Genomic DNA, 14,143 nt, shown 5'->3' with positions numbered 1-14,143 from the left:
TGAGCGGCCCCGTCATTGGGGCCGTCACATCAACCCGCAATGCTGTCGTATCCGTAATAACCGCCTTGATAGCCGGAACCGAGGAATGCCCCTTCCTGAGGCACATCGGTCAGCAGCACGCCTTTGAGCGATACGCCGCCGTTGAGCAGCCGCTTGGCCGTCTCGGCAATCTCGTTCAGCGGATGGCGGCCATGGCGCACCACCAGCAGCGTCGTACCGGCGTACTTGCCGATCACCGTCGAATCGGTCACGGCAAGCACCGGCGGTGTGTCGACGATCACGATGTCGTAGTGCGACTTCAACTCGTCGAGCATCGTTTGGAAACGCTTGCTCATTAACAATTCAGACGGATGCGAGGGCAGCGTGCCCTTGGCGAGCACGTCGAGTCCAGGCAGCACGTCGCGCTGGACCATCGACGCGAGATCGCCACCGCTCAGCACGTCCGAGAGCCCCGGCTGATGCGCGATGCCGAAATGCGAATGGACGTCGCCGCGCCGCATGTCGCCGTCTATGATCAGCACCCGTTTGTTCGCGGACGCCACCAGCGCCGCCAGATTCACCGACAGGAACGACTTGCCGGTATCGGGCCGCGAACCCGTGATCATCACGACGTTGTTCTCAGCATGATCGAGCGACAACTGCAACGAGGTCCGCAGATTGCGCACGCCTTCCACAGCGATGTCTTCTGGCGCCTGCTGTGCGAGCACATGTAGCCCGCGGCGGCGCAGCATGACGTTTTCCTGCAAACGCAGCTGCGTCTGGCTGCGCGGCACGATCGCGAACACCGGCACGCCGAGCACCGCTTCGAGCTCGTCCGGACGTTCCACGCCGCCGTACATCGCGCGCTTGAAGAAGGTCAGCATGATGCCGATCAGCAAGCCGCCGCCAAGCGAGATCAGGATCGCCAGCACGCGCTTCGGGCGCACCGGCTCGTCCGGCGTTTCGGCGAAGTCCACCACCCGCACGTTGCCCACCTGGCCGGCTTTCGCCACCCGCAGTTGCTGCGCGCTATTCAACAGATTGGTATAGAGCTCCGTGTCGACGTGCACGTCGCGCAGCAGACGCAATGCGGTCTGCTCGGTATCCGGCATCACGGCCACGCTGCGGTTCATGGTGGCCGCTGCGCCCTGCAACGCCGCGATCTGTGCATCGAGCGCGGCTACTGCCGGGTGATTCGCCGTGAAGCGCTGCGACATCTCCGCGCGTTGCTGCTGCAGATCAAGCAGCTTCGTCTTGTTATCGACGACCTGTTGAAGCAACAGACGGCTTTCTTCACCGAGATCGACCGTGCCGTGCGCGTTACGGAACTTGTTGTAGCGTTGCTCGGCGTCGTCGAGTTCCTTGCGCAAGCCAGGCAATTGCTGATCGAGGAAGGCCAGCATGTGCTCCGCTTCAGTCGAACGGCTTTCCACATCCTGACGCACGAATTCGCGCGCCATGCTGTTGACGATCGCCGCCGTCAGCGCAGGGTCGCCGCCTTCGAGGCTGGTGCGGATCACGCCGGACTGCAGCGTGGTTTCGGCCACCACGAGCGCCTTTTGCAGGCGGTCCACGGTGCCCAGCGTGGAAGCGCGCTGCAGCTCGAAACGCGCGCCAGGTTCGCCGACCAGCTTGTCGACATGCAACGCGATCGGGCCGTCGGCGGTGTCGGTTTGCACGGTCTCGCCGACGTGGCCGGAGAGAATCGCGATACCGTTCTTGTCGCGCAGCACGTACGAACCCGCATCGCCCGCAATCAGCGTGAAGGTCGTGTCGTAATAGTCCTTCGACGTGTCGAAACGCGACACGGCAATGCTCTCGTTACCCCATGCGAAGCCCGACACGTTGATGAATGACGGCAACTTGAAGCCCCATTGCCCGTTCACCAGGCCCGCGATCATCCCGCCGATGAACGGCATATAACGCGGCGAAGCTGTGATATCGAGGTGCAGATTCTTGACCGTTTCCTCGGTGACGAGACGCGACTTCAGCAACTCGATCTCCGCCGCCGTCGAGGGCTTGGTGTCGAACATGCCGGTGAGCGGCGGCAAGGAATCCTTGCCGTTCGCATTGGCATTGGCTGTCTTGTCCTCGACGTGGAACAGCACATCTGCGCGGTAAGTCGGCGGCGCAAGGAACGCATACGCGCACCCCAGCGCGAGTGCGATCAGCGTCACCATCACGATCGTGCGCCAACCTCTCACGATCGTGCGCAGATAGTCCGACAGGTGCAGCTCGTCCGGTCCGGACACGTCGGTATAGCGGTTTTCGAAATTAATTGCCATTTTGTTCACCCAACAAAGCCCGGCGGTTCATGGTCACGTTGCACGGTTGTTATTTCGCAAGAACGGCACCCGTTACAGCCGCATTGATCGCCGGCAGCAGCAGGTTCAGCACACGGTTGAAGCGGACCAGCCCGCCTTGACCGACATACACGACGTCCTTCGGTTGAAGCTCGAACTGATTGGCGAGGATCATGGACACCGGCGAGGTCGCATCGAGGTGGTAGACCTGTGGCGATTCGCTGGTCGAATTGCGGATCACGAACAGCTGTCTGGCCGCCGCCGTGTTCGAGTCGAAGCTGCCGCTATCGGAAATGGCCTGCGAAAGCGTCAGCGTGCCGTTACGCATCGGCAGGATGGTCGCCGGCTTGTTGACTTCGCCCATCACATACACGCCGCTGTCTTCGCGCGAAGCCACCCGCACGATGTCGCCCGCTTGCAGATAGATGTCCGACGGATTGCGGCCGCGCTTGATCAGGTCGTCCACGTTGAGCGGATACGTCACGCCGTTGCGGATCAGCTCAACGCGGCTGCGATCCGCGTTCGGGCTGAAGCCGCCGCCCTGGTTGATCACGCTCGTCAACGACAACGGAATGTCCGTGACCGACTGCGCGCCAGGAGTGCGCACTTCACCGTCGACATAAACCTGCGCGTTGCGGAACGAGGCCACCCGTACCGTCACCTCAGGCTTCTGATACACGTTGCTCAGACGCTTGTGCAGATCCTTCTGGATCGTCCCGACGTCTTTGCCGGCCACGTGCACCGTGCCTGCATACGGAAACTGCACGTCGCCGTTTTCGTCGATCAGAAAACCAGGCGCGGCGTCCGACGTCTTCGCGTTCTGCGCGGGCTGGCCCAGCGCGGCGGCGAGCTCCGGGTGGTCCCACACGACGATCTGCAGCACGTCGCCCGGGCCGACCTTGTAAGAGGTCGGTTTGCCGAACAGCGCGGTTGTCTGCGGCGGCAGCGTCGTGGCCGTCTGCGTCGCGTTCATCTTGCGCAGCAGCGCGAGGTTGATGTCAGTAATCGGAATCTGCTGTTGCTGCGACGCTTCCGTGCTGTAGTCCCCACCCGTGTCCTGAACCGCGGCTGGGGTAATCATCTGTTGACCCGGTACGATTCCGCATCCGGAAAGCACTGTTGCAACTGTGAAAATCACGAGACTTCCCGTGCGTATACCAAGCGAGCTCATGGTGTTTCCTCCTTGCGCCAGGGACTGTCCTCGGGGGAGGTAGAGCCCAGCGTGCTTGTTAACTACTTAGTACTTAGTAAGCGTTTCGATGCGCCAGTCCGGCAACGATCGTCGCGCCGATAATCCGCATGTCGAGTGCGAACGACCAATGCCCCAGGTAGTACAGGTCATGTTCGACGCGACGCTCCATCTTCTCGATGCGGTCGGTTTCGCCACGAAAGCCGTTGATCTGCGCCCAGCCTGTAATGCCCGGCTTGATCCGATAGCGATTGATGTAGCCGGCGACCACTTTCTGATAGAGGTCGTCGTGCTCGAGTGCATGGGGACGCGGTCCAACGACCGACATGTCGCCACGCAACACGTTGAAGAATTGCGGCAGTTCGTCGAGGCTCGTGCGGCGTAGAAATGCACCGACGCGCGTGACGCGCGGATCGTCGCGCGTCGCCTGTTTGAGCGTGCCCTTCGGCTCGGCATGCAGTCGCATCGAGCGGAATTTGTAGATCGTGAAAACGTGGCCGTCCGCGCCTTTGCGCTTCTGCTTGAAGAGAACCGGGCCGCGCGACGAGAGCTTCACCGCGATCGCTATGGCGAGCAGGATCGGCGCGAGGCCAATCAACGCCGAAGCGGCGAACAGGCGGTCGAAGATTTCCTTCTTCAGCATCGAACTGGCTGACAGCGGCGAGGCGACCAGGTTGATCGCCGGCATGCCGAGCAGATCGATCACGCCGCTGCCATCGAACAATGCGATGCTGCGCACGTCGGGCATGAAGCGGATATTCACCAGATCGTCGCGGAACTCGTTGATCAGTTTGCAGATCAGCGGCTCTTCGGTGAGCGACAACATGAGCCAGAGTTCGTGCACATCGTTGGTGCGAATGTAGTCGGCAAGCGCATCCACCGTCTCGCAGACAGGTACCCGCGGGCTGGTCACAGCAGACACGTCAGGGCGCGTGTTGTAGACGGCCGTCGCGCGAAAGCCTGTGCCGGGCGCCGAATCGATCCTGCGGATGATCGCATCGCACTGCGAGCCGCTACCGACGATCGCAACCTGATGCAGATTCAGACCGGCACTGCGCGCACGCGCCAGCACCGCATGCATGATCAGCCGGTCAGCGATCAACAGGCCGCCCGTCACCGCCGTCCAATACGAGAACCACAGCCGCGAGACGAAGTCGATGCGATGCAGCGAATACATCAGCACAAGCGCGCTGCCCTGCACCATCAACCACGCAAGCGACACCTGCCCGGCCAATGAGAGCTTGGAACGGCCGCGCCATGATTCATACACGCCGAACGCTGGAAAGGTGGCCAGCGCAAAGGCGGCGGAAAACATCACGAGCGCCCAATAGAACCCTGATTGAGCGAGGTAATCAAAGCGGATCTGCGACGCCACCGCCGCACCCACCAGTACCAACGCGACATCGAAAACTCGCGCGAGCAAATCCTGAAACTTGCGCATTTTGCTTACCTCGTTCTTGCCGTTCGTTCTTTTCCACACATGATTCCGGGGGCGCTGTTAGGAGCAGCGGCCGTAGTTGTCGTTGAACCTCACAATGTCGTCTTCACCGAGATAGGTGCCTGACTGGATTTCAATGATTTCGAGCGGTACTTTCCCCGGGTTTTCGAGCCGGTGACGCGTGCCGAGTGGAATGTAGGTCGACTCGTTTTCGCTCAGCAGGAACTGCTCTTCTCCGCGCGTGACGAGCGCCGTGCCACGCACGACGACCCAGTGTTCGGCGCGGTGGTGATGCAGTTGCAGCGAAAGCTTCGCGCCCGGCGTGACGACGATGCGCTTCACCTGGAAGCGTTCACCGTGGTCGATGGAATCGTAGAAGCCCCAAGGGCGCCGCACCTTGCGATGCGCATCGGCCTCGGGAGCGTGTTGCGCCTTGATGCGCGACACCAGGCCCTTGACGTCCTGCACATGTGAGCGGTCGACCACCAGCACGGCGTCGGCTGTTTCGACGACCACCACATTGGTCGTGCCCACACAGGCGACAAGCCGGCCTTCGGAATGCGCATAGCTCGACACCGCGCCTTCGAACGTTACGCGGCCGCGCCCGGCGTTGCCGTTGGCGTCCTTATCCATTGCGGCCCAGACGGCGTCCCAGGAACCGAGATCCGACCAGCCCGCATCGAGCCGCACAACGACGCCGGACGGATTTGCAGCGGAGTCTTGCGGGTCAGTGACATGGGGCGCGGCTGTCTCGTCCGTGGCGCTCGCGTCACTCACGTCGCTCACGTCAGTGAGGCGCTCCATCACGGCATAGTCGATCGAGTCAGCGGGTGAACTCAGGAAAGCGTCCACGAGCGGACGGAAATACGCGCCTTCGCTGCGGCCGTTCGCGAATGCGCGTTCGCAGGCTGCGTGCATCTCCGGCTGCAGGCGTTGCAGCGTATCGAGCCACACGCGTGCCCGCACGACGAAGATCCCTGCGTTCCACCAATACGTGCCCGCAGCGACGTACTGCGCGGCAATTTCCTCGGCCGGCTTCTCGACGAAGCCGTCGATTGCATAACCTCCATCGGGCAATTCCGCGCCGATACGGATATAGCCGAAGCCCGTATCGGGGCGCGTGGGCGGCACACCCAGCGTGGCGATCAAACCGCGCTCCGCATACCTGGCCGCACGCTCCAGCGCGCCTTGCAACGCCGGCACATCCGCAATCGAATGGTCGGCCGGCATCACGATGAGAATCGCGTCGTCGCCGTCCGCGCACGCGAGCGACGCCGCGAGCGTCAACGCCGGCGCCGTATCGCGCCGCGCAGGCTCGACGATCAGACGCGCGTTCACGCCGTTTTCCAGAAGCTGCTCGGAAATCACAAACCGGTGTTCTTCGCCGCACACGATGATCGGCGACGCGTCCACGTTCCAGCCGGCGGGAAAGCCGTCCATACGCCGGGCAGTCGCCTGCAACAGCGAGTCTGAACCGACCACGTCGATCAGTTGCTTCGGATAGTTTTCGCGCGACACCGGCCACAGCCGCGTGCCCGAGCCGCCGGCAAGAATGACCGGGACGATGCGCGCGCAATGCGCACCGGCGGTCCCGGCATTGGCACCGTCCGGATTCGCCGACGCAGCGTTCACAACTCCCTTAGTCAACATATTCGGATTCCTTATAATTTTTTGAGATCAAGGAAATACTTACCGAAGCGCGGTACGAGACGACTACGTGTTGGGCGCGCTCAGCGCGGTTCGCGGCGCGCGCTATCCGCCGACCATGCGGCGGCTTTGAATCCGGAACTCAGTCGGGGAAATCCTCATCCGCTTACGGAAAACCTTCGCGAGGCGGTCACCGTTACCCATGCCGGTACGCCGGGCAATCTTGTCCACCGGCAATTCCGACTCGGTCAGCAGGCTGCAGGTCACCGCAAGGCGCTCATGCAACAGGAAACTCGAGGGCGTGATACCCATTTCCATCTTGAAGCGGCGCAGGAAGTTGCGCTCGCTCATCGCGGCGAACTGAGCCGCATCGGCAATCGAAATCGATTGCTGGCAATTCTCTTGCAGCCAGCGAGCCGCCGCGCGCACTTTGTCGCCGGGACTCAAGCCGCCGTCTTCGCCAAGCAGCGGTGCGAGGTTCGAGCACGAATCGGCAAGCAGACGCTCGGCCACCGTGCGGGCAGTCGCGCCGCCGAGATCGCGCTTGATCATGGCGAGCGCGCTTCTCATCGATTCAAGCCGGTCACCCGCGTCGCCGTTCTGCTCGGTCTGGCGCGACGACATCGACTGCGGCTGGTGAAATTCGCCGCTGTCCTTGCTGTCCGGCACATAGGCTGCTTCGAGCAAGGCGCGCCCTTCCGCGATCGGCCGGATCATGCCCGTGTTGCGGCGCACACGCCGTAACCAGGCGATCAGCCGCTCGTCGCCGGCTGCGGCGAATGCGCCTTTGCCGCCGGCCACATACAACGCGTCGAAGCCGCCGTAATGCCGCGCGTCGAGCCCGTCGGTCCAGACCCGCAGTGCCGATGACGAGGTCACCATGCCGCCGTCGGCCGACAGGAAGGAAACGTCATACAACCAGCCACCGGATCCGGACGATGCCAGTTCGTTAGCAGCCTGAAACACTTCCGCAACCACGCCCGCGCCCTGCAGCGAGCAGTCGTTGAACATCAGGATTGCGATGCGACGCATACCTTTGTTCGGTGCGTGCACCCAGCGCAACATGGCAGACTCGAGACTCGCGCAGGTCATAGTCATCCTCTCAACAGAAAACGGATCTACTTTTCAACCTTGAACGCCCACACAGAGGAATGCTCTGTGCAGTGCATCATAGCCATCCGCAATCAAGCATTTAGCCGCCATGACCGAAAGTGCAGACATGTTGGCGTTTCAATATGGTGGCCAGCCAGTGATTTTCGGAACAATTGCTCTGCTACTATTTTTCAACGAATTAATTGCCGATTCTGCATATGAATGAATTCACATTCCGCGAATCCTAATGCTAATTAATGTGATTTTTTGTGTGCTGGCGCACATACAACCGCCACTCGAAATGCTTGAGTTGCAATTTGATCTGCCCGGCATTCTGCAGATTCGAAGTGACTTCTTTCCGTCACATCGCCAGAATGAGAGCAGCCCCCTTGTTTGCACCAGTCATTGTTCTTACCGGATGCCCGCGGGGCTTTCTTCTGACGATATATTTGGTCGGCAGAGACATATAAAACAGTATCCAATATAAGCACTTTTCGAGAGAGAAAATTATTTAATTCGTTGTTATTGGATCTGGAGAATATAAACATGACGATTAATGTTTCAAACGTGAAACACGGCAATAAGACAGCTTTAGCCAGCCCGGCAATAGACGGGCCAATGGCGGATTCTGTCGGATGAGAGCCGGTATGTTTCCGCCATAGAATTGCGGAAATGGCCTATGCGGTTTCCGCAACACATTGCGACACGAGGTGGCCTGAGGCGGGTCTGGCCTGGTCAACTAGCCATCTGGTCACGCCTTATCGTTGCAACAGGCCGCAACCTATGCGTCGAAAGACACGGGGAACACATGTCTGATGTATGTGAATATCGCTCGCTGCAACCACGCTCCGGCGCCTGTGTCGCCCACGGGTCAGTGCTGCGCGTTGCCGCCTCGGTGGCGGTGTTTATCCTGCTGGCCATGATGGCCTCCTCGTGTAGTGCGGCAGCGGCTTCAGCCGGTCCTGACAGCGCAAGCAATGCCGATCTGACGGTCGACGGCAGAAAGTGGACACCTTGCGCGGCGGAATATGGAACCTGCCGGTTCAACGGTACGCGCGACGTGCTGTACGGCACCGTCGAGCAACATGTCATCAAGACGTTCACGACCAGCGCCGATTGCAATAACGGTGTGTTCGGCGATCCTGCACCCGGTGTGGAGAAGCGCTGCGCAGTTGCGGTCACTGCGACCGACTCGAGCACGGCGGCCAAGGCTGAAGCCGCTGCCTCGGCGAAAAAAGACACAGCGCCTGCCGCCGCGCAGGAATCTGCGGCCACGGTATCCACTTCATTAAAGGCGCCGCCCGGGCAGGGTCTGCGCTGCGGCGCGCCCACCTCACAAGTACGCGCGGCCGCAAACGGCGATCTGCTGGAAGCGGACACGCCGAGCGACGGCACGCGCCTGTTCGCAGCAGACAAACCGTTCGCACTCGTCTTCACGACACGACCTGCGCAAAACGACACGCTCAACTGGCAAATCCGCGACAGCTGGAATGCCGTGCGTGCCAGCGGCCGCTTCCCCGTTGCGGCGGGCGCCACGCTGTCGACGCTCAGTTGCGCCTCGACCGTTGCCGGCTACTTCGCCGTCTCCGCTTCGCTGGAACGCGCACATGGCCAGCTCGAATCGCGTGGCACACGTCCTGCGGGGATCGCCACCTTCGGCGTCCTGCCCGACACCTCCGCTGCGTTGCCCGCCGTTCGCTTTCCCTACGAAGACCTGCACCGATTCGGCGGACAGGGCACTGCATACCTTGCGCCCGGGCAGCATTGCTGCGATGGCGACGGCTATCGGCCGGCCTATACCGCGCTCGGCCTCTCGTGGGCGAACGACAATCGCAACTGGTATATGGAAGAGCCGAAAAACGCAGGCACGTTCGATCCCGCGAGCAAGCAGTTGCTGCCCTACTTCCGGCGCGGCGACATCATGCGTCTGATCCAGCTCGACGGTATTCCTCAGTGGGCTAGTCCGACCGGCAAGGAGACGCACAGCTATGCGCCGACCTCGCTCGCACAAATGAAGGACTACATGGCCAAAGTCGGCGCCGAGTCCAACCGTACGCGGATGACCTACTTCCCCAAACAGCGCGACAACTACTATCAGGTGACATGGGAACCGGACGCCGACGGCGGACTGCCGTGGCGCGACACCGACGCGAATTTCGTCGCAATGTATAAGGCGGTTTGGGAGGGCATTCATCAGACGGACCCGCATGCCGTAGTGATGGGGGTGACGTACGCGTCAGTGCAAGTTAATGTCGAGAAGATGCGCCGTCTCGGTCCGCTCGGGATCGGCCGCTATATGGATGGCATGACCATTCACGGCTATTACGACATCGGCACCACACCATCGCACCCGCCCGAGCGCGTCGCCGACTCAGGCAATCAGGGCACCGTGCCGGGCGCGCTGCCCGCCGCGATGCGCGCGCTGCGTCACGAGTTGCGTCTATACCTGAAACCCGGCGCCCCGCTGTTTGTTACCGAAACCGGCATCAGCTACGACATCGGTGCGGCGTATGGCAAGAACTATCCGGGCGCGAACGTGCTGTATGCGCAAGCCGCGGTTGGGGCGCGCACGCATCTCATCCTGCTCGGCGAAGGCGCTGACATGACCTACGTGTTCTACCTCGCGGACATGCCGGACGCGGCGCCCGGCTACGGGGTCTTCTTCGAACTCGATCATCCGACTGGCGCCTACGGCGCCGCGCGCATCAGCCCCAAACCTGCCGCGCTCGCGGTGGCGGCGATGACGCGGATCATCGACGGAACGGATACGCTCGGGCCGCTCAAAGCTCTGCCGAAAGGCGTCTACGCGTACGCGTTCCGCCGGCTCGGCGGCGGCAAGATCGTGACGGCGCTGTGGACGCATGACAACGACGCGTGGAATGCCAAAACCGGTTTCAGCGCGAGCCAGAGCGCGGATTATCGTCTGCGTGTCGACGCGCCCGGCACGTCAGGCGAAGTGACCGTGTTCGACATGATGGGCAACCCATCGAGCTTGCCGTATCGCGACGGTGTCGCGAACCTCAAGCTGTCGCCGGCGCCCATCTATGTGGTGTCCGCCAACGCCGGCGTGTTCAAGGACGCGGTCATGACGCCGGAGGGTTACGTGCCTCGCTAGATGTACCGCACAAGGCGCGGGGTGCGCGTAGCGGCCGCCGTAGACCCCTCGATAGGCACCGCTTGCTGTCGAGACGCGGCGATACTTCGGCGTGATGTGACAGGGCAAGTCGTTTCTTACACCCGTAAAATCCAGAAGAAGACTACCTCGCACGCATATCAACGCGCCGGAACCGAGAAATGAACGGCCTCGCATGGACAATGCTGGTGCTGGCCGGGATGGTTGGGGCGTTTGTCTTCGCCACGGTCGGCGCGATTCTGGTCGCACTGCTGCTGGCGAATGTCTCAAGCCGTCTCACCCGGGATGATGAACATCATGGCGACTACTAGTGCCTTCAGCATCGCCTCACGATCACCCTGCGCTCAACGCGACGCGCACCCTGCAGGAGATGGAATGCTGACCGAGATCGATTTCCTGGACGTGGTGCGTCTGACGCCGCTGGTCGCGATCGATCTGATCGTCAGCGACGCCGAAGGCCGCGTGTTGATCGGCCACCGGCGCAATCGCCCCGCCCGCGGCACATGGTTCGTTCCCGGCGGGCGAATTCTCAAAGACGAAACACTCGACAGAGCGTTCACGCGCATCGCCGACGCCGAATTGGGCATCGGCAGGCTGACGCGCTCGACCGCGCGCTTCGAGGGCGTTTTCGAGCACCATTACAAAGACAATTTCGCCGCCGAGCCTGACGTGTCGACGCACTACATCGTGCTCGCCTATGGTCTGCAGTTCACTAGCACCATCTCGGTCGGCCGGCTCGACCAGCACAGCGACTATCTCTGGCTAACACCTTCTGAGCTGCTCGCACGCGCCGATGTCCACGAGAACACCAAGGCTTATTTCCGCTAGCGCCAACAGCCCCGCCACCCGCATGACCCATTGCCGGTGCGCAAAGTGATATCTACTGTGAGTTCACCAACGCGGCAACTCACGCCGGTACAGTATGATCGAGCTCACCGTCAGGGCTCGAATCAGACATGCGATCATCGGCAGCCAGGCTCGTTCGCGATTCATCCATTGCTCTTCTAGCGCTACTTTTTTTCGCTCTCTTTCCGGGTGCGGCGCGCGCGGCCGATTGCGGCGCCGGCACGCTGGTGACAGTCGTCGCTCACCTCGACGACGATCTGCTCTTTGTCGACCCAGCCATCAGCGAACGGCTCGACGCCGGCTGGTGCATCACCACCGTCCATCTGATCGGCGGCGCCAACGGTGCGGATTTCGCTTACGTGCAGACCCGCGAGCGGGCCTCGCGGCTCGCGTACGCGCGCATGGCGGGGGTGCCTGACGAATGGATCGAAACGAATATTCCGATCGCCGGCAAGCTAGTGCATCAGATGGTGCTGAAGGCCAAGCCACAAGTCCGTCTGCTCGAATTCCGCCTGCCCGGCGGCGCTGTGCGCGGCGGCCGCGAACCGCTTGGCCTGCTGTGGGAACAGCGCGCCACGCTTTCCACCTATCCGATGAACGCCGACGGTTCGGTGCGTGTGCAATACGATCGGGCCTCGCTGTCGGCCACACTGAGAGTGATACTCGCCGGGGCGTCGCAGATCTACACGCTCAATCCGGACACCGTACCGTTTCTCGAGCACCCCGATCACATCTACGCCGCGCGCATCACGCGCCACATCGCCCAGACGCTGAACAAAAGCGTGCCGATCGAATACCACATCACCTATCCGACCGGCGACTGGCCGGGCAATGTGCCGGCGGCCGAAGTTCAACGCAAGCGCGACATCGTCGCCAGCTATTTTTCTGTCGACGGTAGCGAGTTTTCGCACGTATTCGGCGAGTTCCAGTGGGACGGTAACTGGGTCGCGCGCCGCTATGCCTTCGCCGATCGCAGCGATCGCCACGTCGCGGATTTCCAGCCGCATCCCATTCAGCTATTCAATGCGGCGGCAACTCGCTGCCTGACCTCCGCAGGCAGCGGCCAGGCGCCGACACTCGCCGCATGCACGGGCTCGTCCACGCAACAATGGCGCTGGGATCCCGTGACGGTCTATCCCGGCAATGCGCGCAACGCCGCACTCGTCAGCGTCGCGACTTCGCAATGCATCGCCGAACGCGACGGCTATCTGATCTCCGAGACCTGTGATCAATGGGACATGGCGCAGCGCTGGACGCCGTGGGACTTCGGCCTCGTTTATACGCCGCTGCGGCACTGCCTCGGCGAAAACGACGGCAAGCTCACCATGCGCGGCTGCACCCAGCTCACCACACGCTACCGGTGGGCAACCCAGCAGCGCACCCAGGCAACCGATTTGCGCCTCGCAACCGCAATGGTCGGCGACGTCGCCGGCACGGGCGAGCAAGCCGCGGTCTACGTGCAACGACAACACGACGGGCCCGGCTTTAATGTGTATGCGGCGTCGCTCGTGAAAGCGTCGCCCCCTGCGCTCTGGTACGCCGGCCTCGTTGCTTTCGATCCCCGCGCCACCGCGCCCAGTTGCACGGATGACAAGCTGTGCTTCGATAGCGCGCGCTTCCTGCTCGGCGATTTCGACGGCGACGGCAAGACCGACTTGATGGTCATCACCGCGCGCCAGGGTGGCACCGCGTTCTGGTTGCTTCGCAGCACAGGCGAGCGCTTCGAGGCTCCACGTCTCTGGCTTCAGACGAGCCGTGAGTTCAGGCCCGCGTTGACGCAGCAATATGTGGCGGCGGACTTCGGCGGAATGGGACGTGCCGGCGTGCTGATCGCACAGAAACGCGCCGATAGCGGGCTTGACCTCTGGACGGCGTCTTCCACGGGTTCGACGGGCTCAGCGCCGACACTCATGGCGCAAGCAAAAACGCTGCGGCAAAACGCCAATCTTCTGCCAGTCCAAACTGCAGGTTCACGCACGTCGCTGGTCGCGGTGGATGGTGCGGACGGCCGGCTCGCGCTCACGCCAATTTCCAATGACGGCACACGCATGACCATCGGCGAACGCAAACTATTGCCGGCGAGTTTCCTGCCCGACTTCGTCAAAGTGACGGTCGGGGCCGTGCACGGCAAAGCGAGCAATACGCTGATTCTTTTGACACCGCATCTCGACGGAACGAACGAGGACGCGGTCATCGACATTGCCACGCTCGACACAGCGGACGCGAACGCCGTGCCCGTCCAGGCGGCGACGCTGCGTGGCATGTCGTGGTCGGATGTCTTTCCGGCTTTCGTGCGTGACAAGCGCAATGCCGCGCTCGTGCTCTATCGAAGAACGGACGCCACGCTCGGCGATTTCTATTTCACGGGCGGCGCACCAGCGCTGACGCGCTATCCGGTAGGCGATGGTTTCGCCTTGGGTGCAGCCCAGGATCTCGGTGAACTCCCGGGACTGTTCTCGGAGACGGTGCGGATCGACCGGTTGGCGCAGTAGCGCAAGCCGGTCGACCCGACGCGG

9 protein-coding genes are annotated in these 14,143 nt (G+C 62.1%); 4 read left to right on the top strand and 5 right to left on the bottom strand.

Annotated features, from left to right (window positions below):
* Positions 1-29 precede the first annotated feature (29 nt).
* The 5 genes from KHO30_RS28405 to KHO30_RS28385 all read right to left on the bottom strand — a co-directional run bounded on the left by KHO30_RS28405 (position 30) and on the right by KHO30_RS28385 (position 7,648).
* Positions 30-2,264, bottom strand: a complete 2,235-nt coding sequence (locus KHO30_RS28405) for a polysaccharide biosynthesis tyrosine autokinase (protein ID WP_093636532.1) — start codon at positions 2,262-2,264, stop codon at positions 30-32.
* 49 nt (positions 2,265-2,313) lie between these two features.
* Positions 2,314-3,453, bottom strand: coding sequence for a polysaccharide biosynthesis/export family protein (locus tag KHO30_RS28400; RefSeq protein WP_093636535.1), 1,140 nt, complete (start codon positions 3,451-3,453; stop codon positions 2,314-2,316).
* Positions 3,454-3,526: 73 nt separating this feature from the next.
* On the bottom strand, positions 3,527-4,912 hold the full coding sequence (locus KHO30_RS28395; RefSeq protein ID WP_093636538.1) for an undecaprenyl-phosphate glucose phosphotransferase: 1,386 nt from the start codon (positions 4,910-4,912) through the stop codon (positions 3,527-3,529).
* A 57-nt stretch (positions 4,913-4,969) separates the two neighbouring features.
* The gene (locus KHO30_RS28390) at positions 4,970-6,559 is read right to left on the bottom strand and encodes a sugar phosphate nucleotidyltransferase (protein WP_093636541.1); all 1,590 of its coding nucleotides are present in this window, start codon (positions 6,557-6,559) and stop codon (positions 4,970-4,972) included.
* Positions 6,560-6,661: 102 nt separating this feature from the next.
* Complete coding sequence (locus KHO30_RS28385; RefSeq protein ID WP_200652366.1) at positions 6,662-7,648, bottom strand: helix-turn-helix domain-containing protein; 987 nt, start codon at positions 7,646-7,648, stop codon at positions 6,662-6,664.
* Positions 7,649-8,567: 919 nt separating this feature from the next.
* Between KHO30_RS28385 and KHO30_RS28380 the strand changes: the two genes are divergently transcribed.
* The 4 genes from KHO30_RS28380 to KHO30_RS28365 all read left to right on the top strand — a co-directional run bounded on the left by KHO30_RS28380 (position 8,568) and on the right by KHO30_RS28365 (position 14,119).
* The gene (locus tag KHO30_RS28380) at positions 8,568-10,763 is read left to right on the top strand and encodes a hypothetical protein (protein ID WP_425312921.1); all 2,196 of its coding nucleotides are present in this window, start codon (positions 8,568-8,570) and stop codon (positions 10,761-10,763) included.
* Between the two features lie 179 nt (positions 10,764-10,942).
* Positions 10,943-11,092 (top strand): hypothetical protein, encoded by a 150-nt coding sequence (locus tag KHO30_RS28375; RefSeq protein WP_167378424.1) that lies wholly within the window; start codon positions 10,943-10,945, stop codon positions 11,090-11,092.
* Positions 11,093-11,156: 64 nt separating this feature from the next.
* A complete protein-coding gene (locus tag KHO30_RS28370) occupies positions 11,157-11,609 on the top strand; it encodes a GDP-mannose mannosyl hydrolase (protein ID WP_093636550.1) in 453 nt (150 codons plus the stop codon).
* Between the two features lie 128 nt (positions 11,610-11,737).
* Positions 11,738-14,119 (top strand): RICIN domain-containing protein, encoded by a 2,382-nt coding sequence (locus KHO30_RS28365; RefSeq protein ID WP_211702975.1) that lies wholly within the window; start codon positions 11,738-11,740, stop codon positions 14,117-14,119.
* Positions 14,120-14,143: the final 24 nt, after the last annotated feature.

It is taken from the genome of Paraburkholderia aspalathi, from assembly GCF_905220735.1.
Lineage (GTDB): Bacteria > Pseudomonadota > Gammaproteobacteria > Burkholderiales > Burkholderiaceae > Paraburkholderia > Paraburkholderia aspalathi.
The sequence above is the reverse complement of the archived record's forward strand: the minus strand, read 5'-3'. Positions and strand labels throughout refer to the sequence as shown.